Here is a 24,043-nt window from a genome sequence, read left to right as displayed (position 1 = left end):
TCAGCGGCGGAGCTCCACGTCGGCGGCGACGGTCACGGCGTTCAGGTCGTCGGTCACCAGGTCCTCGAGCGTCCCGAGCGCGGAGTTCGCGATCCGCTTGGCCCGCCGGTCGGACTGCCTCTTGCTCAGCCGGGGGGTGGGCTCCTCGGGGGCGGCGGTCTCGTCCGTCGGCGTCGCGAGCTGGGCGCGCAGCGTTGCCGCCTGCTCGTCGACCCACGTGCGGAGGGCGTCGAGGGCGTCGTCGGAGAGTCGGCCCGCACGGCGGGAGGACACGACCAGCTGGAACGCCACGCCGGACACCCGGCACGACTCACACGCCGCCGTGACGGCGAGGGCGCGGTTGTTGGGCTCGACCGACGGCACGCCCCGGAGGACGACGACCTGCACCGAGAGCGCCGTCGCGATGCAGTCGGTGCACGACTGGGCCCAGGCGACCGCGGTGTTGTCCAGGCCGGCCCGGCGGGCGTGGCTGACGTAGAGGACCTCCAGAGCCGTGCTCGACGCGTCGCAGCCGTCGCAGATCGCCGAGCCGGTCGCGGTGACGTCCGACTTCGCGGCGCGGGCGAACGACACGACGTCGTCGTCGAACGCGTCGTCGGACACGACCGGGTCGGCCGCGGAGGGGTTGGCGCTGGCCGCCAGGTCGAGGTCGCGGCTCATCCGGTCGGGATGGGCCGCAGGCGCCGATGCGCTCCCGAGTGCGACGACCACGAGGCCGGCGAGCACGGCCGAGGTCACGGTCCGTCGGCGCGTCGTCCCCGCGCTCACGGCTGGTCGTCCATCCGGGCGAAGTTGTCGGCCACGGCGGCAGCGATGCCGACGAGGCTGTCCCGGGTCTTGCGGTGAAGTGAGGACATGTCGGTCACGGCTCCTTGCTCGAGGGCGCCGTCCCAGGGGACGGTCACCACGTGGGCACATCGTTTTTCGAAGTGGCGCCGCATCAGGTCCGGCGGGGCGGAGCCACTGTGCTGCGCGTTGACCACGACCACGGCCCGGGACACGAGGTCCTCGAAGCCGTGCTCGTCCATCCAGTCGAGGGTGAGCGCGCCGGCGCGGCCCCCGTCGATGCCCGGGCGCACCACGAGCACGATCTGGTCGGCCTCGGTGAGCAGGCCCTGGTTGGCGCTGTCCAGGATCCCGGTCCCGGTGTCGAGCACGATCAGGTTGTAGAACCGGTCGAGGAGATCGATGAGGCGGTGGTAGTCGTTGCGGTCCAGCGCCGTCCAGATCCGCGGGTCGTCGTCCGACGCGAGCACCTCGAGCCGGGACTCCTCGGCCTGCGCGGTGTACGAACGCAGGGTGGCGTAGGAGGTGATCGACTCGAGGTCGCGGAGCACGTCGGTGATGGTGCGCTCCTGCGGTGGGGCCACGCGGTGCGCGAGGTTGCCCGCGTCGGGGTTGGCGTCGACCGCGATGACCCGGTCTCCGCGCAGCATCGCGAAGGTGCTGCCGAGGGCCAGGGAGATGGTCGTCTTGCCGACGCCGCCCTTGCGGCTCATCACCACGACCCGGCGCGAGCCGGTGATGGGCGTGCGCAGGCGCCGCTCGAGCTCGCGCCGGCGCTGCTCCACCGCGCTGGGTCCCGGGTTGACCAGGTGCCCGCTGCCGTCGTAGACGGCGCGCCGCCATCCGCGTCCCGGGGCGGGCGGTCGTGAGCGGTACATGATCGAGTCGGTGAAGTCGGCCGCGGACAGCACCGCGGGCGGCGGGTCGGTGAACGCGATGCCGCGGACGTCGAGACCGGGAAGCGTCCGGTCCTCCCAGGCCGCGGCGCGGGCCGCCATCCGGGTGCGCACGAAACCGACCAGCGACGCGGCGAGGCGCCACAGCAGGACCGCGACGCCGACGAGTGGGAGCAGGATCAGCGCGATCGAGATGACCGCCAGCACCATGGCCGGCCAGTCGCGGATCTCCCAGGCCAGGTCGAACACCGTCTGCTGGAGCCGGATGCCCTCGCGGGCCCGGGCGGTGAACTCGGGCAGGTGCCACACCGTCCAGCCCACGGCGAACGCCAGCACCGGTACGACGACCAGCACCCACCCGGCCACGAACCGGCGTGCGTACGGGCGCAGCTCGGTCACCCGCGGGTCGGCCGGGTGGCCCGGCCGCAGGCTGCGGAGCACCGGTCCGACCCGCGCGAAGAGGTCCGGGACCCCGGCCACGTCGGTCACGACGTAGTAGCCGTCGAAGCGGACCACCGGGATGAGCTGCTGGAGCATCTGCACCTGCAGCACGAGCGCGCAGAGGAGCAGCAGCCCGTTGTCGGTGGTGACGTAGGCGACCGTCAGCACCAGCACGGTCAGCACGTTGAAGTAGAGCCCGCCGAGGTCGGTGCGCACCCGCCCGGCACGGCCCAGCCGGTAGGAGTCGGTGACATCGGTGTAGAACGCCGGGAAGACGATGTAGATCCCGACGCCGACGTCGCCCGGGTCGGCCCCGCCGTAGTGGCAGGCGGCCGCGTGGCCGAGCTCGTGGACCACCGCGGCCGCGGTGAGCACGGCGTAGATCACCAGCACCAGGGTCGGCGACGCGAACACCTCGGCGACGGCCGGCCAGAAGCCGTCGCCGGTCAGCAGCACGAAGTCGGCCACGACCAGGCCCGCGAGGGCGGCGACCACGAAGGGCGGCCACAGCGTGGGGCTGAGCAGCGCTGCCACGCGCCGCGTCCAGCGGGCCGGCAGCAGGGTGCCTTTCACCGTCAGCGCCAGGATGGGGCTGGCGCGCATCGGCCGGGCCATCTCCGTGGCGGCCTCGGGCAGCACCAGGCCGAGGGGCTGGAGCCGCGTCGTCACGAGGTGCTCGAGGCCCTCGACCGTGAGGGTGCGTCCGTACGACGCGCTCACGGCGGCCGCGACCTCGATCGCGGAGCGGGGTGGCTCCACGTGCACGACGACCAGGTGGAGCAGCTCGGAGAGCTGCACGACCTGGTCGTCGCTCCGGCGTACCAGGTAGGCCACGTCACGCAGCCCGGATCCCTGGACCGGCCCGAGGAGCTGCAGGCCGAGCGCGCGACGCCACCGCCGCTCCGTGGCGGGCGGCGGGTCGGCAAGGTCTGCAGTCGTTGGGTTCATCGCTCTGGTGTGCTCTGGGGTGGAGAGGGGTGAGGACGGCGGGTGCGCCAGAGCAACACACCCACCGCCTGATCGGAGTCAGGCGCCGGATCAGGACACGTGGACGGAGGCGAGGTACTGCATGGCGAGTGCGTTCGCCTGCGAGTTGATGGTGGCGGCGTTGATCGCGATCGCGAGGTTGACGCCGATCACGTTGCTGACGTTGACGCACGCGAACTGGCAGCTCAGCGTCTCGCGACGGGGGAGCGGCACCGCTACCTCTGCGTCGAGCTCTGCGATGGCCATCTCTGGACGGGACATCTCGTTCACCTCCTTCCCGCGGTGTGGGGGACCGGTGCCGGCGTGACCTCCCGACGAGCGGGAGGCCACGCGTGGTGCGTCAGCCCTGGCTGACGGTGATCGTCTGGACTGCCGCACTGTTGGCGGCGGAGTACAGCGACGCCGCGTTGAGTGCCAGTGACGAGTTGGACGCCATGACCGACGCCCAGTTGGTGTTGCCGAAGAAGAGCGTCTCCCGGGGCGGAAGCAGCTCGGTGTGCTCGCTCTCGAGCTCTGCGATGGACAGTTCCCTGCGCATTGGTGTTCACCTCCCCACGTGGCGCGGTGGAATGAGGCGGACATGAGAGCGAGCCCCGCGTGACACCAGCGTGACGAGGGCGTGACCGCGGTTCCTTACGTCGCCGGCGTCGTGATGTCTGCCCCAAAGTTGGGTATATCCGCGCGATATCGGCCGCGGGCGAACCGTTCTTGCCAGACTGAAGGATTCGTTCGCGCGGGGCCGTGAGGGGGCGCGGCGCCGCGGCGAGGTCTCCAGGTCGAGGAGGCGGGATGCCGCAGGACACCAGGGCAGCACAGCAGCGCTTCTCCCTGCGCCTGCTGGGCCGGTGGCAGCTCGTCGTCGACGGCGCGGAGGTCGAGCTGGGGCACCGCGAGGAGCGGCTCGCCGCGCTTCTCGGCCTGACCGGGCGGAGCAGTCGCCTGCACGTCGCCGGCACCCTGTGGCCGGAGAGCACCGACGAGCGGGCGCTCGCCAGCCTGCGCCGCGCCGTCCTCCAGACCCAGCAGCGCAGCCCCGGGCTGCTCCAGGCCGACCGGCTCACCATCGGGCTGGGCGACGACGTCGAGGTCGACGTGGACGACGTACGGCGGGCCGCCGCCGCGGCCGAGGCCCCGCTCGCCGACGGCGCGGTCGCGGACCTGCCGTCGCGGCTGGCGGTGCCGGGCCTGCTCCCCGACTGGTACGACGACTGGGTGCTCCAGCAGCGCGAGGCCCTCGAGCGGCTGCGCGTGAAGGGGCTCGAACGAGTCGCGCGCCACGGCCTCGACGTGCACGACCTGGCCCTCACCGCCGCCGCCGCGGACGCCGCCAGCGACATCGACCCCCTCCTGGAGTGGGCGAGCGAGCTCGCGATCCGCGCCCACCTCGAGTGCGGCGACCTCGGCAGCGCACGCCGGGAGTTCGACCGCTATCGCACGGCGATGCGGTCCGAGCTCGACGCCCCTCCGTCGCGCACGATCCTCGACCTGGTCGAGCCGGCCCTCGCCACCGCACCCCCCGTACCGCCCGTACCGCCCGAGCCGACCGAGCCGCTCCCTGCCCACGACCAGGTCCGGGTCGCTCCGCCCCCGGTCCGGACCAGGCCGGTGATCGCGATCCCCGAACCGGTGCCCGGGCCGGCACGGCCCGTCGAGGCCCGGCGCGCCCTCCTCCGGCTCCTCGGTGTCGCGGCGCTGGTCCTGGCCGTCGCTCTGGCGGTGGCGGGCATCGGGCACCGCGACGGCGTCGGCGGCGCGGGCGACCCACCCGGGTCGACCGGGTCGCCGATGCGCGTGCTCCCGGCCGGGGCTGCGATCCAGGCCGGGCAGATGGTGGTGCGGCCGGTCGGTGCGGCGGTCGGCTCCGCCGTCTTCCTGGTGCGCTCCACCCTCCGGCCGGCCGTCGTCCGCCTCGAGGTCCAGGGCCGCACGGGCGCGGGCGTCGTACGCACGGTGCTGGTGCGCAGCGCACACGGTCGGGTCCTCGAGCTGGCCGGCCTCGATCCGGGCGTCTACCGCTGGCTGGCGACGTCGTCGGTGGCGTCCACCGTGAGCGGACGACTGCGGGTCCCCGGCCCGCCGGCCACGGCGGACACGGCGGACACGGGGGGCGTGCTCGAGGCGGCGGCACCGGCGTCGTCGGGGACGACGTCGGTGGAGCCGGCGGCGGCGACACCGACCGCCTCGGCGTCGTCCACCGCGAGTCCCGACCGCCCGTCGGACGAGGGGACACCCTCCGGCGCCGCTCCCGCAGCCAGACCCGCGAGCCGACCGGTCGACCCCGGCACCGCACCCCCGAACCCCGTCGGCTGAGGAGGCAGTCATGTCCGACAACACCAGCGTCCGAGGACGTCGTACCGCCCTGGCCCTCGCACTCGTGGTGGGTGTCTCACCGCTCCTCGTGGTGCCCACCGTCGCCGCCGGGCCGACGGTGCGCGGCGCGGACCGACCCGAGCGGTGGGCCGGCTACGAGATCCCCCCGGACGGCAGTGCCGACGGGGGCTGGATCGGCGGGTACCTGGTCGATGGCAAGCCGGTCTTCGTGACGACGCCGACCAAGGATCCGAACCGCCGCGGGTACCGGAGCGCGCGCGTCGTCGGCGACCTCGGCGGTCGCCGGGGCCCGACCCACGGCGAGACCGAGCGGGTGGCCTGGATCCTGTCCAAGTACGGCGGCTACCGCGACGCGGCCCAGGCCGCCGCCGTCGACGTCAGCGTCTACGACCTCCTCGTCGGTGGCCGCTGGGGCACGAGCGGCGACCGGGGCGAGCGGCGCATCACCGAGGCGCAGGATCCGGGGATCGTGCGACGGTTCGCGCGGATCATGCTCGACCAGTCGCGCCGGCACGCGGGGGAGTACCGGGCCCGGCTGACGGCGACGGGCACGGACGTCGGCGGCACGGTCGCCGCCGTGGTCACCGTCACCGACGGCCACGGCCACCCTGCTCCCGGACTGCCCGTGACCCTGTCCGCCACCGGCGCCGAGGCGATCCAGGCCGTCACCGGCGACGACGGCCGGGCGGTAGCCCGCTTCTCCCAGTCCCACGCGGGATGGCAGCGCGTGACCGCCACCGTCCGGCAGGTCCCCGAGCACCGGCTCCGTCTGCGGATGCCGGTCCGCCAGGGGGAGGCCGCAGCAGCCGAGGGCGGCGCCCGGAGGACGATCGTCGCCAGGACGCGGGCCGCCGTACGAGGTCCGCAGACGCTGGCCCTGCGCGCCAGCCCCGCCACCGTCTCGGCCGGGTCTCCGGCACGGGTCACCGCCACCGTCGCCGGCGACGGCATGGCACGGGACGCGACCGGAACGCTGCACGGACCCTTCCCCTCGGCGTCCGCCGCCCAGTGCGACGGTGCGGCGCTGGGGGCCGGGAGCGCGACGGTCAGCGTCGACGGGGACTACACCCTGCCGTCGCAGGTGCCCGGCGCGCCCGGCTACTACATCTGGGAGGTGGCGGTCGACGGCACGCCCACGGCGCTGCCGGTCCGAGGCTGCGGCGCGGTCACCACGGTCAAGGCCGTGCCGACGGTGTCCCTGAACGCGCAGAACCCGGAGATGCAGGCCGGCAACGCGGAGGTCCGCATCGGCCTCTCCGGGTTGCCCCGCTACCCGGCGGTCGGGGTGACCCTGAGCGTGCTCGGTCCCTACTCCTCGCAGCAGCAGCTCAGCGCGACCGGCTGCTCGGGGGCCATCGCGACCTCCATCGGCCAGACCATGAACGGCGACGCCACCGTGACGCTCTATCCCTACGTCGACCAGGCCGGGTGGTACGCCCTGCAGGCGACGGTCGCACCGGCCGAGCTCCGCGAGGGCGCCCAGTCCACGTGCCTGGCTCTCGGCACGGTGCTGCACGTCTCCTGAGCGCTCACTGTCCGGCTGTCACCGGGCGAGAGGCAGCCGGATCGTGAACGTGGTGCCCTCCAGGTGCGCGGACCGTACGTCGATCTCGCCGCCGTGCGTGGCCACGATCGCGGCCACGATCGACAGCCCCAGCCCGGTGCCCTGGATCGCGCGCTCCTGGGCCGAGGAGGACCGGAAGAACCGCTGGAAGAGGCCGGCCTGCTCGTCGACGGGCACGCCGATGCCGGTGTCGCTCACGGTCAGCCAGGCCTCGCCCTCGTGGACCTTGGCGGACACCTCGATCCGGCCGCCGTCCTCGGTGAACTTGATCGCGTTGCTCAGCAGGTTGGTCAGCGCCCGCTCGAGCTGGACCCGGTCGCCGAGCACCGGGATCGGACCGTCGGTCGACATCACCACGACGTCCAGGTCGCGCCCGGCGAGCTGCGCGCGCAGGGCGTCCTCGGCGCCGACCAGGATCGCGGAGAGGTCGACGGCGTTGCGCTCCCACCGGGCCGCGCCGGAGTCGATGCCGCTCAGCGTCAGCAGGTCGTCGCAGAGCAGGATCAGCCGCTGGCCGTTGCGCGCGATGCTCTGCAGCAGCGGCCGCTGCTCCGGCGCCGGAGCGACGAGCGAGCCGTCCTCGAGCATCTCGGTGTAGCCCACGATGCTGGTCACCGGCGTGCGCAGCTCGTGGCTCACCGTCGAGACGAACTCGTTCTTCGCCTCGTCGAGGTCCTTCATCCGCTGGACCGCCAGGCGCTCCTTCTCGAGGGCGGCGATCAGCATCTCCTGGCTGGCCCGCGCCTCGGTGACGTCGCGTCCGACGCACAGGTAGCCGATCCGCGCTGCGAAGGTGTCGGCCGCGATGCTCAGCGTCATCGACACGGTGTGCCGGCGCCCGTCGCTGCCGGTCCAGGTCCAGTCCCGCGGCGCCGTCTCGCCCGCGCTGCCGAGCCCGGCGACGAGGTGCTGGAAGGCGGCGTCGCCGGTCAGTCCCCGGCAGCGCTGCTGCACCTGGTCGGGGTCCAGCAGGTCGACGAAGGGCGTCTCGACGATGTCCTGGGCGTCGTAGCCGAGGAGGTTGACCGCGCCCGCGTTGAAGACCGTGATCCGCCCGCGCGGGTCGATGCCGATCATCGCGGTCGTCGCCGCGGCCTCGAGCAGGTGCTGGGTGAGACCGGCGGCGGTCCGCTCCGCGGTGAGGTCGGTGCCCGTGATCACGACGTACGTCGGCCGCTCGCGGTCGTCGCGCACGTAGCTGGTGTTCCACATGACCCGGCGCTTCTCGCCGCCCTGGGTCACGACGTCGGTCTCGCGGCTCGCCTGGGCGTCCGGCTCCGAGGGCAGCCCGGCCGGGTAGCCGGTCGATCCCGGAGGCGCGAACGGCATGTCCCAGATGTCCTTGCCGACCAGCTCGGACTCGGCGAAGCCGGTGAGCGCCGTCGTCGCGCCGTTGACCCGCAGCACCTCGCCGTACAGGTCGGTCACCAGGATCATCGCTGCCGTCGTGTCGAGGGTCGCGCTGGTCAGCTTCTCGCTGCTGCTCACCCGCGCCAGCAGTCGCCGGTTCTGCTCGATGCCGATGGCGAGCGGGAGCGCCATCAAGGCGCAGGCGAGCACGAAGGCCTGGAGCACGGCACCGAGGCCCAGCGCGCTCACCTGGCCGCGCTCGAAGTCGAAGCCGAACGGGCCATGGCCCGCGGAGCTCGTCAGGATCACGATGACCGAGAGAGCGGCGAGCTCCCAGGCGACGATCGCGAGGTCGAAGCGCAGGGCCGCCCAGATCAGCAGGGGCAGCGGGAGGAACTCCAGCGACCGCGTCTGGCCGGAGGCGAAGACCAGGACGGTGACGACGATCAGGGCCAGCAGCTGGACGGACAGCTCCCAGGCGAGCCCGCGACGTCGGCGGACCAGGGGGGCCATGACGATCGGCAGGACCACCAGCGTCGACGCGGCATGGGAGAGCGAGAGCGAGCGCAGCGACTGGAGGTACGGGTCGCCGAGGATGAGCGACAGCCCGATCCCGGCGATCGCGGCCATCGTGACGCCGCCGAGCACCGCGGCCACGAGCAGCCGCAGGAAGACCTCCAGGCTCGCGAGCTCGGGCAGCTCCCGGTCGCGGCCACACAGGAACGCGGCGGCGACGACGGCCTCGCTCGCGTTGGCGACGGCCAGCCAGAGCGCCAGGTCGAGGTCGCGGCCCTCGACGAGGTTCGCGGCGCAGGTGGCGACGACGATCCCCGGGACCAGCCACCACCACCAGCGGCGGGGGGTGAGCGCCAGCAGGGCGACGGAGATGCCGGCAGCCGGCCACCAGATCGCCGCCGGCGAGCCGTCCGGTGCGGACGCGATCGCGAGCACCCCGGCGCCGAAGACGACGCCGAGCACGAGCACGGCCGTGGGCAGGTTCAGCCGCCCGCGGCCCAGGATCCACATGGGTGCAGTCTCGACCCCCAGTGCCGTCCAGGGCGACTCCTCGCGCGGCGCGTCTACTGTGGGCCCATGCTGGTGTCGGAGCGGATCGGACAGCTCTTCGTCGAGACGGACACGGGACGCGACCGCCTGGAGTTCACCGAGTACGGCGCGGGCGACGCCTGGGTGGTGCTGCTGCCGGCCGAGCTGCTGCCGCGACGGATGCAGCAGCCGCTCGCCCGGGTCCTGGCCGCCGAGGGCCTGCACGTGGTCACCCTGGACCCGCTCGGCCACGGCCGCTCCGACCGGCCGGCCGACCCGCAGGCCTACTCGGTGACCGCGTTCGCGGAGCAGGTGGTGGCACTGCTCGACCACCTCGGCGCACCCCAGGCCGTGATCGGGGGGATCTCGCTCGGTGCCAACACCGCGCTCGAGACGGCGGCGATCGCACCGGCCCGGGTGCGCGGGCTGATCCTGGAGGCGCCGATCCTCGACAACGGGGTGGAGGCCGGGGTCCTCACCTTCGGACCGCTGCTCCTCACCGCGCGGTTCGCACCGTTCGTGATCTCGGCGCTGCGCCGGGCGACCCGGCCGGTGCCCCGCGGCATCGTGCCGTTCTGGGCCGGGATCGCCCTCGACACCTGCGACCAGCGCCCCGGCGCCGTGGCGGCCCTGGTGCACGGGCTTTTCTTCGGCCGCGCCGCACCCTCGGTGCGCGAGCGGCGCCGGATGGACGTGCCCGCCCTGGTCGTCGGCCACACGCTCGACCCGATGCGCCCGCTGGCCGACGCGGAGATGCTGGCGGCCGAGCTGCCGCGCGCCCGCTACCTCACGGCTCGCACACCGCTGGAGTGGCGGCTGCGGCCGGCGCGGCTCGATCAGGCCGCCGTCGAGCTCGCCCACAGCTGCTGGCGCACGCCACGCCGCCGCCGTCGTACCGGTTCCTGAGGCCGCCCCGGCACAATGGGCAGGTGCTCTACCGAGACGAGGCGATAGTGCTGCGCACCCACAAGCTGGGTGAGGCCGACCGCATCGTCACGCTCCTGACCCGCCAGCACGGCCGGGTCCGCGCGGTCGCCAAGGGGGTCCGTCGTACGACGTCGCGCTTCGGGTCGCGCCTGGAGCCGTTCACCCACGTCGACCTCCAGCTCGCCGAGGGGCGCAACCTCGACACGATCACCCAGGCCGAGACGATCACGCCGTACGCGAAGGGGCTCGGTCTCGACTACGACCGCTACACCGCCGGCACGGTGATGCTCGAGACCGCCGACCGACTGGTCACCGAGGAGCGCGAGCCGTCGGTCCAGCAGTTCCTGCTGCTCGTCGGCGGCCTGCGGGCGATGACGGCGGGGGAGCACGGTCCGAGCCAGGTCCTCGACTCCTACCTGTTGCGCTCGCTCGCGGTCGCGGGCTACGCGCCGTCGTTCGAGCACTGCGCGCGCTGCGGGACCGTGCCCAACCCCGGGTCCGGGCCGCACCGCTGGTTCAACCCGTCGATGGGCGGCGTGCTGTGCGCGACCTGCCGGGTTCCCGGCTCCGCCAACCCGTCACCCGACACGGTCGAGCTGCTGGCCGCGCTGCTGAGCGGGGACTGGGCCGTCGTCGACGCCGCCCACCCGCGTCAGCTCAAGGAGGCGAGCAGCCTGGTGGCGGCGTACCTCGCCTGGCACCTCGAGCGGGCGCTCAAGTCGCTCGCGTACGTCGAGCGCTGACGCGGCCCACCAGGTAGAAGGTCAGCGCCAGCAGCAGGTCGGTGACGGTCATCAGCAGGCGCGAGATGAGGGCCACGACCAGGGCGGCCGGCGTCGTCAGGGGCGGCGTGAGCACGGCGACCAGGGTCACCTCGCGTACGCCGAGGCCAGCAGGCGCGATCACCAGCAGCGGGCCGAGCGCCCAGGCGACGGCGAACCCCCCGACGGCTCCGGCGGCCAGCGCCGAGGCCGACGCGCCCAGGTCGACGCCGAGCACGAGCACGTGCAGGCCGAAGAACACCCACTGCACGAGCAGCGCGACCAGCGCCGTCGCGGAGGTCGCCAGGGTGATCGGCCGCTCCAACGGCTCGCCGCGGGTGATCTTGAGCAGGAGGTCGACGATCGGGTTGAGCAGCCGGGGGTGGAAGGCCGCCCAGAAGACCGGGGTCAGCAGCGCGAGCCACGCCAGCCGGCCGTCGGCGCCGTCGGCGAAGGGCAGCAGCAGGCAGGCTGTGCCGAGTGCGCTGGCGAGGTTGAGCGCCGTCAGCAGGACGAACACCGTGGCCGAGCGGCGACGCGGGACGCCGTAGTCGCGACCGAGCTCCATCTGCGCGATCATCGGCCAGACCGAGCCGGGCAGGTACTTGCCCAGCTGGCCGACGAAGAGGACCTTGCCGGCTACCCGCCACGGCAACGGCGACCCGAGGCCCGCCATCAGCGTCCGCCAGGCCGCGAGTGCCGCCATCATGCCCGCGAGCAGGGCGAGCAGCGCGCCGAGGACCGCGAGCGGGTCGAGGTCGGTCAGCGCGCTCTTGATGTGCGGCCACTCCACGACGATCGCCCGGGTCGCGATGCCCAGGACGAGCACGACGAACACCACGCGCGCCGGCCGGCTCGACAGCACGCCGTACGCCGCACGCAGGAAGGCGATCAGGCGAGGGGGCACGGGCACGACGAGCAGGCTACCGGGGGCTCCACTAGTGTTCTGCGTCGTGCGGGTCATCGCGTTCGGGACGTACGACGTCGAGTCCCATCCCCGCGTCGGTGTGCTCGTCGACGGGCTCCGCGAGAGCGGGTTCGAGGTGGTCGAGTGCAACGCGCCGTTGGGCCTCGGCACGGCGGCCCGGGTCCGGATCCTGCAGCGGCCGTGGCTGCTGCCGCAGCTCGGCGTACGCCTGCTGCAGCGGTGGACGACGCTGGCTCGCGCGGCCCGGAGGCTGCGCCGGGAGAGCCCGCCGGACGCGGTCCTGGTCGGCTACCTCGGCCACTTCGACGTGCTCCTGGCCCGACGGCTGTTCCGGGACGTGCCGATCGTCCTCGACCACCTCATCGGGGCCGCCGACACCGCGCGGGACCGCGGTGAGACGAGCCGGCTCAAGCAGGGCGCGCTGGCCCGCCTGGACCGAGCCGCGCTCGGCGCTGCCGACATCGTCCTCGTCGACACCGAGGAGCAGCGCGGGACGCTCTCCACCGAGGCCGCCGCCAAGGCGGTCGTGGTGCCGGTGGGCGCCCGACGCACCTGGTTCGCGGCGCCACGACCGGCGCACGACGGCCCGCTGCGCGTCGTCTTCTTCGGCCTCTACACCCCGCTCCAGGGCACCCGCGTGATCGGCGCGGCTCTCGCGCGCCTGGCCGACGGCCCGACACCCGTCGAGGTGACCATGATCGGCACCGGGCAGGAGTACGACGAGGTCCGCGCGCTCGTCGGCGACCGGCCCCGCGTCAGCTGGCTCGACTGGGTCGCGGCCGCCGACCTCCCGGCGCTGGTCGCCGCCCACGACGTGTGCCTCGGCATCTTCGGTACCAACCCCAAGGCGCTGCGCGTGGTACCCAACAAGGTCTACCAGGGGGCGGCCGCCGGGTGCGCCGTCGTCACCGCCGACACCGTCCCGCAACGGCGAGTGCTGGGGGACGGCGCCGTGCTGGTCCCCCCGGGTGACGCCGAGGCGCTGACCGACGCCCTGGTCCGGCTGGCCGAGGACCGCGACGAGCTGGCCCGAGCCGCCGCCGCGGCGTACGACACCGCCTGCCGCGACTTCGCGCCCCGCGAAGCCGTGGCCCCGCTCGCTACGCTGCTGCGAGCCCGACGACAGGAGCCTGCGTGACGTCCACCGAGCCCCCGCTCAGCCCCGCCGCCTGGATGCGGTGGGGAGCGGTGCAGTCCGCGCTGCCCCGCACCGCCATCGACGTGCTCGAGGTCGGGTGCGGGCAGGGCGGCTTCGGCGTGCGCCTGGCGCGGCGCTACCCGGCGTACGTCGGCGTCGAGCCGGACCGGCAGGCGTTCGAGGTCGCCCACCACCGCCTGGAGGCCGACGGTGGCAGCGGCGAGGCACGCAACGGGGGAGTCGAGGTGCTCGACGCCGAGCGCAGGTTCGACCTGGTCTGCGCGTTCGAGGTGCTGGAGCACATCGAGGACGACCGTGCGGCGCTCGAGAGCTGGGTGGCGCGGCTGCGCCCGGGCGGCACGATCCTGATGAGCGTGCCCGGCTTCTCGCGTCGGTTCGCGGCGGCCGACGTGATGGCCGGGCACTTCCGGCGCTACGACCCCCCGGTGCTCGAGGAGCTGATGCGCTCCGTCGGGCTCGTGGACGTGGAGGTCCGTCAGTTCAGCGGGCCGCTCGGCTACGTGCTCGAGACGGCGCGCAACCAGCTCGGGCGCCGGCGCCTGGCCAAGCGCGGCGACGAGTCCATCGAGGACCGCACCGCCGGCAGCGGCCGGCTCTTCCAGCCCACGTCCTCACCGCACGCGGCGCTGGCGCAGCACGGCACCGCGCCGTTCCGCTGGCTGCAGGACAAGGGCGTGGGCGGTGGGCCGGGCCTGCTGGCCCGTGCCCGGACCGCAGGCTAGTCCGCGCGCGAGCGCACGATCAGGTCGGCCAGCAGGGCCAGCGACCCGATGATCATGCCCGCGAGCAGCATGAAGACGGTGTTGTTGGCGATCCGCACCGGGTGGGCGACGACGTCGTACACGACCTTCGCGAGGCCGAGCAGCAGCAGCCAGAGCGCCGGCGGCATCAGGACCTTCAGCGGGTTGAAGTACATGACCATCCGCACGACCTGGAGGATGTAGCGGTAGGCGTCCCGCACGAAGTGGAACTTCGACGTGCCGGCCCGCGTCGCGTAGTCGATGGGCTCGTAGCGGATGTCGTGCTGGTTGTGCAGGAACGACATCGTCAGCGTCGTCACGCAGGAGAAGCCGGGGGGCAGCAGCCGCAGGTAGGGGAGGGACACCTCGCGGCGGAAGGCCCGCAGACCCGAGTTGAGGTCGGGGATCTTGGTGCCGCTGAGCCACTCGGCGATGCGGCGGATGAGCCACTTCGCGGGCACCCGGAGGGCCTTGTAGGTCCCCTTCTCAGCGGTGCGGGCGCCGACGACCTGGTCGATCGTGGGGTCGTCGAGCAGCATCCGCACGAGCTCGGGGATGCGCTCGTTGGGGTAGGTCATGTCGGCGTCGGTCCAGACGACGATCTCGCCGCGCGCCTCGCGGGTGCCGATCCGACGAGCGGTACCCGACCCGCCGTTGCGGTGGAACGGGAGGATCCGCATCGCGGGGTACGTCGCCGCGACGGACTGCACGACCTCGAGGGTCCGGTCGGTGGAGGCGTCGTCGATCACCAGGAGCTCGTAGGACAGGCCGCTGGCGTCCATCGCGCGGCTGATCCTCTCGATCTCCTGGAGGACGTGGCCCTCCTCGTTGTAGCAGGGGAGGACGACGGTCGCAGTGAGGCTCATGGCGGGAGCGACTCTCTCACACAATCTGCGGCGACCGTCAGTCCGTGCGGGGTGGCCGGTCCTTCGGGGCGAGCACCGCACGCCGTACGTCCTCGGCGCGCACCAGGTAGTAGTGACCCTGCCGCGCGATGGGGTGGCGGAGCACGGACGGGGAGAGCCAGCGGGGCAGGTCGGAGCCGTCGACGAAGACCTGGTCGTCGGGCGGGATCGTGCGCAGCAGGGCCGGGTCCACGGCCTCCGGCGGCAGGTCCCAGTAGTACGCGAGCCACCGGCCGGGGAGCGTGCCGACCTCCCATGCCCGCTCCTGTCCCGGGGGCGGCGGGTGCGCCTCGGCCAGGGTGCCGCCGTCGAGCGGGTCGGAGACGTAGCTGGTGCCGGTGTGCCCGAACGCCATGATCGGGAAGGACAGGGCGATGCCCGCGCCGGCGACCCCCGCGGCGATGCCCCGCCAGCGCGGCAGCGCCTGCCAGACCATGTCGAGCAGGATGCCGACGCCGACCACGAACGGCACGAGGAGCGAGAACATCCAGTAGTCGTGCACGGTCGAGCCCTGCCGCAGGAGCAGCACCCAGCCCAGGGCGATCAGGGTCAGGACGCCCATGAGCGAGCGGGTGTCGCGGCGTACCAGCCCGGCGACGACGCCGGCGGGGAGCAGCACCAGACTCCACCACGGGAAGAGGTCGTGCAGCCGGCCGCCCTCGAGGCGCAGGTACTCACCGAAGGTCAGGCCGCCGTTGCCGGTGCGCGTGGTGGTCTGTGCGCCGAGCTCGGCCGCCCCGGCGATGCCGACCACGAAGAGCAGGATGATCGCGACGCCCAGCACCATCGAGGCGCCGATCCAGATCGTGACGCGGCTCAGCCGGCGCTGGAGCAGGAGCCACAGACCGAGCCCGGCCGCGAACGCGACGCAGAGCCAGCCGGTCGTGACCGCGAAGACGCAGAGCAGGCCGGCCACGGTGAGCCGGCGTCGGGACGGATCCGGACGCCGCGCGACCCCCACGATCGCGGCGGTCATCGCCAGCGCCGGACCGAGGTCCCACACGATGCGTCCGTAGACCCAGTAGAGGCCGCAGCTCGCCAGCAGCCCCACCGCGAGCAGCGTCGGCGCCCACCGCACGCTGAGCTCGCGGAGCAACCACGCGGCCGAGGGGAGTGCGAGCACGCCCAGGAGGTACGGCGCCAGCCGGACCTGCCACTCGGTCTCGCCCGGCAGGGCGCCGACCAGCTGGGAGAGCAGGTCGGCCATCGGCGGGTGGTGGGCATAGGCGTGCGAGGCGTACGGCACCCAGCTGGTGCCGAAGTCGGACCCCCGGATGCCCAGCTCGTGCAGGTTGCGCACCTGCAGGGCCAGCCGGGCGAAGACCCGCCCCTCGTGGTTGTTGCCCCAGGACGCGTCGAGCACGGGGAGCCAGCTGAGGCCGACGATCGCCGTGATGATCCCGACGCCCAGCCACCCGAGGCGGTCGAGGCGGCGGTCGGTGCTGTCGGTCGACGGGGCCTCAGGAGCAGCCGACGTCGTCATGGCGCGAAAAGTATCACCGCACCACACAGACCTCAGATCCGGCGGCGATGTGCCGATCGTCTCGCCGACAGGTGGGTAGGGAGGGCCAGGTGCGGGGCTGGACTCAACGGTGCAGGTGGGTGATCACCCATCTGCTCTGGAACGCAGGGGAGCCCGATCCACGGGTGCTCCAGTCGTCGTTCACGCTCATCCTGCTCGCCGCACTCGGGCTCCGGGTGCGCGGCGAGGGGCCGGTCGCCCTGCTGTCGTGGCCGGTCGCCGGGGTCGCCCTGTCCGTGGTCGGCGCCGCGGTCGTGCTGGCCGTGCCCGCCTCCCGGGTGACGACGCTCGCCCGGGGACTCGCGGTCGTGCACATCGGCGCGCTCGGCGCGTTGGCCCAGGGCTCCGACTTCGACGCGGCCTCCCCGCTGGTCGTGCTCCCCGCGATCTGGCTCGGGCTCGAGCTGGGCCTGCGAGGTGCGGCTCTCGCGACGGCGTCGACGGTCGCCTTCATCACCGTCCCGGGCGTCCTCTCGCACGGCGCCGACATCGTCACGGTCGAGCGTCTGCTCGTGCTCCCGGCCCTGGCGGGGTTCGGGGCCTTCGCGACCAACGCGGCCCTCACCGCTGCCAACGCCGCCCAGGTCCGGGCCGAGGCGCGGGAGACCGAGCTCGAGGCCGCGCTGGAGGTCATCGAGCGCAACCGCCGCTCGGCGTACGCCATCTTCGAGGCCGTCGACGTCGGCCTGGCGCTGCTCGACCGCAACGGCCAGCCGCTGCTGCTCAACCACCGGCTGGCGGAGTTCTCCGACCTGGCCTACCCCGCGGGCGACCTCAGCGACCCGCAGGTCTACGACGAGTGCGGTACGACGCAGCTCCTGATCGACGACGTCCCGACGGCCCGCGCCCGCAGGGGCGAGGAGTTCGACGACGTCCGGGTCTGGATCGGCGCCGACGAGCAGTCGCGCCGCGCGATGTCGATCTCCGCCCGCCGGGTCGAGGACCCGAACGGCGAGCTCGTCGGTGCTGCGGTCTCCTACACGGACGTCACGGACTTCATGCGCGCGCTCCAGGTGAAGGACGACTTCATCGCCCTGGTCTCGCACGAGCTGCGCACGCCGCTGACCTCGATCGTCGGCTACGTCTCGGTCGCGCTCGAGCGCACCGACCTCGACCCGTTGCTGCGCAAGCACCTCGAGGCCGTCGCCCGCAACGGCCAGCGCCTCGAGCGGCTGGTCGGCGACCTGCTCGAGGAGGTCCAGCACTCCGGCCGGCCGGTGCCGCTGCAGGAGCAGGGGACGGACCTCGCCGTGATCGTGCGGGAGTCCGTGGTCGCCGCGCGGCCGAGCGCCACCCGCGCCGGCGTCCACCTCGACGTGGACGCCCCCGACACGATCGCCTTCACCGGCGACCCGCAGCGCCTGGGGCAGGTCGTCGACAACCTGGTCTCGAACGCGATCAAGTACACCGGCCCCGGCGGTCACGCGCACGTGCACGCGGCCGTCGACGGGGCCTGCGCCGTCATCCGGGTGCGCGACACCGGCATCGGGATCAAGCGCGAGGACCAGGGCCAGCTGTTCACCCGCTTCTTCCGGACCCGGGAGGCGACGCTGAGCGCCATCCAGGGGGTCGGTCTCGGGCTCTCGATCAGCAAGTCGATCGTGGAGAGCCACGGCGGCCTGATCGAGGTGGACAGCGAGCTGGGCCAGGGCAGCGAGTTCCGGATCGTGCTGCCGCTGCCGGCCGAGCGGATGGCGTCGTGAAGGCGTTCGGGTCGGGCATGTCCCGGGCCGCGGCTGCCGCCGTGTGGCGGCTGGTGTGGCTCCGTGGCGAGCCCGACCCGCGCATCCTCCAGCTGGGGTTCACGGTCCTGCTCGCCGCAGAGGCGGGCCTGCGGGTCGTCGGCGGGATCGCGCTCTCCTGGGAGAGCTGGGTGGTGCGGGCCGTCGTGCTCTCGGCGCTGCTGACGGTCCTCTCGTGGTGCGTCCCGGGCGCCCGGCGCCGTACGTCGATCTCGGTGATCGCGATCCTCGACATCGGCGTGGTCGGGGTGGCCCTGCTCAGCAACGAGGACGGCGGGCTGGGCCTGCTGGTCGTGCTGCCGGCGCTCTGGCTGGGTCGCCGGTACGGCGAGTGGGGCGCCCTGGTCGCGGTCGTCGCCTCGCTGGTGCTGGTCACCGTCCCGGGCCTGACCTACCACGGGCCGCGCGGCGCCGGACTGACCTACCTCGTGATGATCCCGCTGATCGCCGGCGTCAGCTCGCTCGCGATCTCCGCAGGGCTCGAGGTCGCGCGCTCGGCGCAGGCCCGCGCCGAGCGCGGCGAGTCCGAGCTGGCCCGCGCGCTCGAGACGATCAAGGCCCACCAGCACACGTCGCAGGCGATCTTCGACGCCGCCGGCGTCGGGCTGATGCTGCTCGACCGCGACGGCGAGCTCCTGGCCATGAACCACCGGTACGGCGAGTTCGTCTCGCTCAGCCTCCCGGACGGGACCGACCTGGAGTGGCCGGGCCACTGCTTCGCCGCCGACGGGGTGACCCCACTGAGCGCCGACGAGGTCCCCAGCTCGCGCGCGGCCCGTGGGGAGGAGTTCGACGACTTCCTGATGTGGTCGGGCAACGATCCGCGCACCCGGCGGGCCGTGTCGGTCTCCGCCCGGCACGCCGAGGGCGAGGCCGGTGACTTCATCGGCGCGGCCCTCGCCGGCACGGACGTCACCGACCTGATGCGTGCGCTGGCGGTGAAGGACGAGTTCATCGGGCTGGTCTCGCACGAGCTGCGGACCCCGCTGACCTCGATCTACGGCTACGTCAGCATGCTCCACGAGCGTGAGGACCTGCCCGAGATCGCCCTCAAGCAGATCGGCGTCGTGGCCCGCAGCGCCGACCGCCTGCGGATCCTGGTCGACGACCTGCTGGAGGCCGCCCAGGTCACGAGCAACGGGCTCAGCCTCGATCCCGGACCGGTCGACCTCGCGAGCATCGTCGCCGAGTCGATCGCGTCCGCCCGCCCGCACGCGGCCGATGCGGGGATCGTGCTGGAGGCGGACCTGCCGACGCAGGCGGGCCTGGTCGGTGACCAGGTGCGGCTCGCCCAGGTCGTCGACAACCTCGTCTCCAACGCGATCAAGTACACGCCGCGCGGCGGCTCGGTCCACGTCACGCTCGACGAGCGCACGGACGCGGTGGAGCTGCTGGTGCGCGACACCGGGATGGGCATCGCGCCCGACGACCTCGACCAGGTCTTCAACCGGTTCTTCCGGACCCAGCAGGCCGCGGACCAGGCCATCCGCGGCGTCGGGCTGGGGCTCGCGATCACGAAGCAGATCATCGAGGGGCACGGCGGCGTGATCGAGGTCGACAGCGAGCTGGGTCGGGGCAGCGAGTTCCGCGTCGTGCTTCCCCTGCAGGTCATCCGTCTCGCTTCCTGATCTCCACCGGACGGCGTGACTAGGCTCCACCCCGTGAAGCGCTCCGTCCGCCAGCCCACTCCACATCCCTCGGGCGCTCGGCCCCCGGCGATCCCGAAGGACCTGGTCCCGCGGCACGTCGCCGTGGTCATGGACGGCAACGGTCGCTGGGCCAAGGAGCGCGGCCTGCCCCGCACCAAAGGTCACGAGCAGGGGGAGCACTCCCTCTTCGACGTCGTCGAGGGTGCCATCGAGATCGGCGTCAAGGCGATCTCGGCGTACGCGTTCTCGACCGAGAACTGGACCCGCTCGCCGGACGAGGTGAAGTTCCTCATGGGCTTCAACCGCGACGTGATCCGGCGGCGCCGCGACGAGATGCACGAGCTCGGCGTCCGGGTGCGCTGGGCCGGCCGGGCGCCGCGACTGTGGAAGTCGGTGATCCGCGAGCTCCAGGTCGCCGAGGAGCTGACGAAGAAGAACGACGTCCTGACGCTCACCATGTGCGTCAACTACGGCGGACGCGCCGAGCTCGCCGACACGGCCCGCAGCATCGCCCGCGAGGTCGCGGCCGGCCGGCTGGACCCGGAGAAGGTCGACGAGAAGACCTTCGCGCGACACCTGTACGTCCCGGAGCAGTCCGACGCCGACCTGATCTGGAGGACGTCGGGGGAGCAGCGCCTGTCCAACTTCATGCTTTGGCAGGCGGCCTACTCCGAGCTGGTGTTCACCGACGTGCTCTGGCCCGACGTCGACCGCCGGCACCTGTGGCAGGCCATCGACCTGTACGCGCGCCGCGACCGCAGGTACGGCGGAGCGGTCCAGTGAGCCGACGGGGCTGGTCGCTGGCCTGGATGGCCGACCCCGGCCGGTTCCAGGTCGTGTTCACCGTGCTCTACGGGATCGACGTCGCCTTCCGGGTGATCGCCGGCTCCCGGTTCGACGTGCTCTCGGGGCCCGGACTGGGACTGGTCGGTGCGGTGGTCCTCCTCGTGCTCGGCGTGCTGGTCCCGTGGGACCGGCTCGACCCGCGGCTGACGCTGGTCCTGCCGGTCGGCTCGATCGCCGTGGTCGGAGTGACCCGCCTGGCTCCCGAGGGCGGGAACGGCCTGCTCGCCGTCTTCCCCGCGCTGTGGCTCGGTCGGCAGTTCGGCCGGTTCGGCGCGGTCATCGCCGGTGTGGCGACCGTCCTCTTCCTGGTCGTCCCCGGGCTGATCTACAGCGAGGGCGACTCGGTCATGGTCCCGCGGGTCCTCTTCATCGCGCTCGTCGTCGTGGTCACGGCGCTTGCGATCGCCGACGGCATGGAGCAGGTCCGCGTCCACTCGGGCACCATCGAGCACCAGCGCCGGGTCAGCCAGGCGATCTTCGACACCGTCGACGTCGGTCTGCTCCTCCTCGACCGCGACGGGCACTACGTCGGCATGAACCGTCGCCACCAGGAGTTCATGGCCCTCGGCTACCCGCAGGGGCACTCCGGCCAGGCGGGACAGCTGGGCGAGGTCTTCGACGTCGATGCCCGGACCCTGATGGCCTCGGACCGGATGCCGGCCCATCGCGCCAGCCTGGGCGAGGAGTTCGACGACGTACGCATGTGGATCGGCGAGGACCCGGCGGCCCGTCGCGCCCTGTCGGTCTCGGCCCGGACCGTGCGCAGCGAGGACGGCGCCTTCGCCGGGGCCGCCCTCGCCTACACCGACGTCACCGACTTCATGCGGGCACTGCAGGTCAAGGACGAGTTCGTGGCGCTGGTCTCGCACGAGCTGCGTACGCCGTTGACCTCGATCGTCGGCTACGTGCAGCTGCTCGAGGAGGACAGCACGATGCCGCCGCACGCCGTCGAGCAGCTCCACGTCGTGCACCGCAACGCGGAACGACTCCGGCGCCTGATCGGCGACCTGCTCGACACCGCGCAGCGCGACGGCAGCCCGATGCCCATCACCCGCTCCCCGTCGGACCTCGCGGGCATCGTCCTCGACTCGGTCGAGGCGGCCCGCCCGGTCGCCGACAGCGCCGGCATCGAGCTGGTCCTGTCGGCACCGCCGCGCCTGCCCATGAGCATGGACGCGCAGCGGATCGCGCAGGTCGTCGACAACCTGGTCTCCAACGCCATCAAGTACACCGAGCCCGGCGGCCGCGTCACCGTCCAGCTCGGCACCGACGGCGACTGGGTCGAGGTCCAGGTCGCCGACACCGGCATCGGCATCGCCCCCGACGACTGTGAGCGCCTCTTCACCCGCTTCTTCCGCACCAAGGACGCCGCCCGCCGCGCCGTCGCCGGCGCCGGTCTCGGCCTCAGCATCACGAAGGACATCGTCGAGAGCCACGGCGGCCGCATCGACGTCGTCAGCGCCGTCGGCCAGGGCAGCGTCTTCCGGGTCCGGATGCCGCGCTAGCTCGAGGCGGTGGTTGAGGAAGGCGCGCTAGCGCCTGTCTCGAAACCCCGGACGGGTGGCCGCGAGCCGCGATCGGCGCGACGACTCAGCCGACGCCGACGACGGGGAGCGAGTCGGTCGGCAGCGGCGGCAGCGTCGCCGAACCCGAGAGAGGCAGTGAGGGCACGGTCGGGAGGGCGGTCGGGCTGGTCCCGCGCGCCGACGGGGAGGGCGACGGCGTCCTCGTCGGCGCCGGGGCGCTCGTCGTCGGGCTCGGCGGCGTGCTGCGTGGGGTCGGCGTCTCGGTCGGCTCACTGGGCGACGGGGTGAGCGGCGTGCTCGGAGACTCGGCCGGCTGTGAGGGCGGCGGGGTGGGCGGCGAGGTCGGTGCGGGATCGTCGGGGGACCAGGGCGCCCAGGAGGCATCGGTGGCGGCGGCGATGCCGAGCGTCGCGAGGACCACCACGACCACGGAGGCGACCGCGATCGCCACCCTCGGCCGCCGTGCGGCCGACGGCGTGGGCTCGGACTCCGCGGCCTCGGCGGCGAGGCGCGCAGTGACCTCGGGGTCCGTACGGCGCCGGGAGGTGTCCGCGCGGAGGTCGCGGCGGAGCTGCCGACGAGACCGGGGACGGGCCATGACCCGACGATGTCACGGAACTCCGCTGCCCGGGGCACGGGTGACTCGCGTCCCGGGTGGGCACAGTCCGGAGCGGGGGGCCTGCTCGGGAGGCTGGCAGCTGATGGTGCGCGTTGAGGGAGACGAGCTGGTCGCGCGCGCTCGCACGGGCGACGAGGCGGCCTGGGCGGAGCTGTACGGCGACCACGCCGAGCGCCTCGTGATCTGGCTGCGGCACGTGCACCACCCCGATCCGTCGGCCGACGCCGAGGACATCGCGGCCGAGGCGTGGCTGATCGCGGCCCGGCGGGTGGCCGACTTCGAGGGCGACCGCCACGACTTCGCCGGGTGGCTCTTCGGGATCGCCCGCAACGTCTCCCGCCACAGCCATCGCGCGTCCCGCACCCGTCGTACGACGGCGCTCGGGCCCGAGCTGCTGGAGGTCTCAGGCAGCGGATCCACCGACCCGGCGCCCCGGGTCGCAGGCGACGACCTGGCTCGCCGCCTGGTGCGCACGCTTCCCGAGCGCGAGGCCCAGGTGGTCGCGTGCATCGACGTCGTCGGCCTCGACGTCGCCACGACGAGCCGCGCCCTGGGCATCAGCACGACGGCCGTCCGGGTCGCACACCACCGCGGGCTGCGCCGGCTGCGGCAACGGTTGGCGGCGGGTGCGTCGGCGGGCGATGTAACGCCTCGGAGCGCAGAAGGCATGTGAGGGAAAGACACGCTCTCGGGAGGAAACCCATGTCCAAGCTCTTCGCTTCACCCACCGGCCGGCTCACCGCCGTCGTCCTCGCCCTCGCGCTCTGCCTGGTCGGCTTCCAGGCCGCCGACGCGTCGAACGCCCGGTCGTCGGCTCCGGCCGCGAAGGCACCCGTCGCCCAGACGGCTGCCGGCAAGCTCACCTCGCGGCTGGTCGGCCAGACCAGCAGCGGCCGCCCGGTGACCGGCTCGTTCGTCCCGCTCCGGTTCACCCGTCACGACGGCAAGGTGTTCGTCCGCGGCCTGGTCCAGGGCGTCGTGCACGAGCGCAACGGATCGACCAGCAGGTTCGCCCAGCTGAAGACGGTGCGCGTGAAGTCGATCAACGGCGCGCCGGCACGGGCCGGTGACCGCGCCGCCGCCCGGGCGACCTGCAGCATCCTCAACCTGGTGCTCGCGCCGCTCGACCTGGACCTGCTCGGGCTCCGGGTACACCTCGACCGGGTCGTGCTCACCATCCTCGCGGCCACCGGGGCCGGCAACCTCCTCGGCAACCTGCTCTGCGCGGTGACCGGGCTGCTCGACGGGCTCGGCGCGCTCGGCCAGCTGGTCGCCGTGCTCAACCGGATCCTGGAGGTGCTCCGGCTCGGCTGAGCCGTA

At 73.2% G+C, this 24,043-nt stretch carries 21 protein-coding genes; 12 read left to right on the top strand and 9 right to left on the bottom strand.

The genetic code is table 11. The features are described from left to right. The 4 genes from ASC77_RS06210 to ASC77_RS06195 all read right to left on the bottom strand — a co-directional run bounded on the left by ASC77_RS06210 (window position 1) and on the right by ASC77_RS06195 (window position 3,648). Window positions 1-768: a hypothetical protein gene (locus ASC77_RS06210; RefSeq protein ID WP_056150123.1), complete on the bottom strand. Its 768-nt coding sequence runs from the start codon at window positions 766-768 to the stop codon at window positions 1-3. Then, on the bottom strand, window positions 765-3,071 hold the full coding sequence (locus ASC77_RS06205; protein WP_156390953.1) for a MinD/ParA family protein: 2,307 nt from the start codon (window positions 3,069-3,071) through the stop codon (window positions 765-767). Before ASC77_RS06205 ends, ASC77_RS06210 begins: the two co-directional genes overlap by 4 nt. 90 nt (window positions 3,072-3,161) lie before the next feature. Further along, window positions 3,162-3,371, bottom strand: a complete 210-nt coding sequence (locus tag ASC77_RS06200) for a hypothetical protein (protein WP_157560343.1) — start codon at window positions 3,369-3,371, stop codon at window positions 3,162-3,164. Between the two features lie 79 nt (window positions 3,372-3,450). Next, window positions 3,451-3,648 (bottom strand): hypothetical protein, encoded by a 198-nt coding sequence (locus ASC77_RS06195; protein ID WP_056150113.1) that lies wholly within the window; start codon window positions 3,646-3,648, stop codon window positions 3,451-3,453. Window positions 3,649-3,899: 251 nt separating this feature from the next. Between ASC77_RS06195 and ASC77_RS06190 the strand changes: the two genes are divergently transcribed. Together ASC77_RS06190 and ASC77_RS06185 are read left to right on the top strand one after the other, a co-directional pair. Further along, window positions 3,900-5,420 (top strand): AfsR/SARP family transcriptional regulator, encoded by a 1,521-nt coding sequence (locus ASC77_RS06190; RefSeq protein ID WP_056150109.1) that lies wholly within the window; start codon window positions 3,900-3,902, stop codon window positions 5,418-5,420. A 10-nt stretch (window positions 5,421-5,430) separates the two neighbouring features. Beyond that, window positions 5,431-6,966, top strand: a complete 1,536-nt coding sequence (locus ASC77_RS06185; protein WP_056150106.1) for an Ig-like domain-containing protein — start codon at window positions 5,431-5,433, stop codon at window positions 6,964-6,966. 18 nt (window positions 6,967-6,984) lie between these two features. Here ASC77_RS06185 and ASC77_RS06180 read toward each other — a convergent pair whose 3' ends face one another. Then, window positions 6,985-9,381: an ATP-binding protein gene (locus ASC77_RS06180; protein ID WP_056150103.1), complete on the bottom strand. Its 2,397-nt coding sequence runs from the start codon at window positions 9,379-9,381 to the stop codon at window positions 6,985-6,987. A gap of 66 nt (window positions 9,382-9,447) precedes the next feature. Here ASC77_RS06180 and ASC77_RS06175 point away from each other — a divergent pair, with 66 nt between their 5' ends. Then, window positions 9,448-10,305: an alpha/beta fold hydrolase gene (locus ASC77_RS06175; RefSeq protein ID WP_056150100.1), complete on the top strand. Its 858-nt coding sequence runs from the start codon at window positions 9,448-9,450 to the stop codon at window positions 10,303-10,305. Window positions 10,306-10,328: 23 nt separating this feature from the next. Further along, entirely contained in the window at window positions 10,329-11,069 is a 741-nt protein-coding gene (gene recO / locus ASC77_RS06170; protein ID WP_056150095.1) for a DNA repair protein RecO, read from the top strand. On the opposite strand, the gene ASC77_RS06165 is transcribed toward recO, so the two are convergent. Then, on the bottom strand, window positions 11,041-12,000 hold the full coding sequence (locus tag ASC77_RS06165) for a lysylphosphatidylglycerol synthase domain-containing protein (RefSeq protein ID WP_162249799.1): 960 nt from the start codon (window positions 11,998-12,000) through the stop codon (window positions 11,041-11,043). The two genes, recO and ASC77_RS06165, sit on opposite strands and share 29 nt — an antisense overlap. Before the next feature lie 40 nt (window positions 12,001-12,040). Here ASC77_RS06165 and ASC77_RS06160 point away from each other — a divergent pair, with 40 nt between their 5' ends. Continuing rightward, on the top strand, window positions 12,041-13,153 hold the full coding sequence (locus ASC77_RS06160) for a glycosyltransferase family 4 protein (protein WP_056150430.1): 1,113 nt from the start codon (window positions 12,041-12,043) through the stop codon (window positions 13,151-13,153). Then, a complete protein-coding gene (locus ASC77_RS06155) occupies window positions 13,150-13,896 on the top strand; it encodes a class I SAM-dependent methyltransferase (RefSeq protein ID WP_056150092.1) in 747 nt (248 codons plus the stop codon). The genes ASC77_RS06160 and ASC77_RS06155 overlap by 4 nt, the downstream gene beginning before the upstream one ends. Here the strand turns inward: ASC77_RS06155 and ASC77_RS06150 are convergent. Next, window positions 13,893-14,780: a glycosyltransferase family 2 protein gene (locus ASC77_RS06150; RefSeq protein WP_056150089.1), complete on the bottom strand. Its 888-nt coding sequence runs from the start codon at window positions 14,778-14,780 to the stop codon at window positions 13,893-13,895. The two genes, ASC77_RS06155 and ASC77_RS06150, sit on opposite strands and share 4 nt — an antisense overlap. A gap of 37 nt (window positions 14,781-14,817) precedes the next feature. Next, window positions 14,818-16,302, bottom strand: a complete 1,485-nt coding sequence (locus ASC77_RS06145; RefSeq protein ID WP_056150084.1) for an ArnT family glycosyltransferase — start codon at window positions 16,300-16,302, stop codon at window positions 14,818-14,820. A gap of 119 nt (window positions 16,303-16,421) precedes the next feature. Between ASC77_RS06145 and ASC77_RS06140 the strand changes: the two genes are divergently transcribed. The 4 genes from ASC77_RS06140 to ASC77_RS06125 are packed head-to-tail and all read left to right on the top strand — an operon-like array spanning window position 16,422 to window position 22,083. Continuing rightward, complete coding sequence (locus ASC77_RS06140; RefSeq protein ID WP_162249798.1) at window positions 16,422-18,044, top strand: sensor histidine kinase; 1,623 nt, start codon at window positions 16,422-16,424, stop codon at window positions 18,042-18,044. Beyond that, window positions 18,041-19,711: an ATP-binding protein gene (locus tag ASC77_RS06135; RefSeq protein WP_056150078.1), complete on the top strand. Its 1,671-nt coding sequence runs from the start codon at window positions 18,041-18,043 to the stop codon at window positions 19,709-19,711. Before ASC77_RS06140 ends, ASC77_RS06135 begins: the two co-directional genes overlap by 4 nt. A 15-nt stretch (window positions 19,712-19,726) precedes the next feature. Then, window positions 19,727-20,515, top strand: coding sequence for an isoprenyl transferase (locus ASC77_RS06130; protein WP_414813161.1), 789 nt, complete (start codon window positions 19,727-19,729; stop codon window positions 20,513-20,515). Further along, window positions 20,512-22,083, top strand: coding sequence for a sensor histidine kinase (locus ASC77_RS06125; RefSeq protein WP_056150072.1), 1,572 nt, complete (start codon window positions 20,512-20,514; stop codon window positions 22,081-22,083). Before ASC77_RS06130 ends, ASC77_RS06125 begins: the two co-directional genes overlap by 4 nt. 85 nt (window positions 22,084-22,168) lie before the next feature. Here ASC77_RS06125 and ASC77_RS26920 read toward each other — a convergent pair whose 3' ends face one another. Next, on the bottom strand, window positions 22,169-22,702 hold the full coding sequence (locus tag ASC77_RS26920) for a hypothetical protein (protein ID WP_056150070.1): 534 nt from the start codon (window positions 22,700-22,702) through the stop codon (window positions 22,169-22,171). A gap of 103 nt (window positions 22,703-22,805) precedes the next feature. Here ASC77_RS26920 and ASC77_RS26915 point away from each other — a divergent pair, with 103 nt between their 5' ends. After that, window positions 22,806-23,396, top strand: a complete 591-nt coding sequence (locus ASC77_RS26915) for an RNA polymerase sigma factor (protein WP_056150067.1) — start codon at window positions 22,806-22,808, stop codon at window positions 23,394-23,396. A gap of 29 nt (window positions 23,397-23,425) precedes the next feature. Beyond that, window positions 23,426-24,037: a hypothetical protein gene (locus tag ASC77_RS06110; protein ID WP_056150065.1), complete on the top strand. Its 612-nt coding sequence runs from the start codon at window positions 23,426-23,428 to the stop codon at window positions 24,035-24,037. The last annotated feature ends 6 nt before the right edge of the window (window positions 24,038-24,043 follow it).

Source organism: Nocardioides sp. Root1257, from assembly GCF_001425175.1.
In the GTDB taxonomy this organism is placed as follows: Bacteria; Actinomycetota; Actinomycetes; order Propionibacteriales; family Nocardioidaceae; genus Nocardioides.
The sequence above is the reverse complement of the archived record's forward strand: the minus strand, read 5'-3'. Positions and strand labels throughout refer to the sequence as shown.

Coding starts and splice junctions, on each gene's coding strand:
- ASC77_RS26920 (WP_056150070.1), bottom strand. CDS start 22,702: ATGGCCCGTCCCCGGTCTCGTCGGCAGCTCCGCCGCGACCTCCGCGCG.
- ASC77_RS06195 (WP_056150113.1), bottom strand. CDS start 3,648: ATGCGCAGGGAACTGTCCATCGCAGAGCTCGAGAGCGAGCACACCGAG.
- ASC77_RS06205 (WP_156390953.1), bottom strand. CDS start 3,071: ATGAACCCAACGACTGCAGACCTTGCCGACCCGCCGCCCGCCACGGAG.
- ASC77_RS06150 (WP_056150089.1), bottom strand. CDS start 14,780: ATGAGCCTCACTGCGACCGTCGTCCTCCCCTGCTACAACGAGGAGGGC.
- ASC77_RS06175 (WP_056150100.1), top strand. CDS start 9,448: ATGCTGGTGTCGGAGCGGATCGGACAGCTCTTCGTCGAGACGGACACG.
- ASC77_RS06190 (WP_056150109.1), top strand. CDS start 3,900: ATGCCGCAGGACACCAGGGCAGCACAGCAGCGCTTCTCCCTGCGCCTG.
- ASC77_RS06110 (WP_056150065.1), top strand. CDS start 23,426: ATGTCCAAGCTCTTCGCTTCACCCACCGGCCGGCTCACCGCCGTCGTC.
- ASC77_RS06200 (WP_157560343.1), bottom strand. CDS start 3,371: ATGTCCCGTCCAGAGATGGCCATCGCAGAGCTCGACGCAGAGGTAGCG.
- ASC77_RS06180 (WP_056150103.1), bottom strand. CDS start 9,381: ATGTGGATCCTGGGCCGCGGGCGGCTGAACCTGCCCACGGCCGTGCTC.
- ASC77_RS26915 (WP_056150067.1), top strand. CDS start 22,806: ATGGTGCGCGTTGAGGGAGACGAGCTGGTCGCGCGCGCTCGCACGGGC.
- ASC77_RS06145 (WP_056150084.1), bottom strand. CDS start 16,302: ATGACGACGTCGGCTGCTCCTGAGGCCCCGTCGACCGACAGCACCGAC.
- ASC77_RS06185 (WP_056150106.1), top strand. CDS start 5,431: ATGTCCGACAACACCAGCGTCCGAGGACGTCGTACCGCCCTGGCCCTC.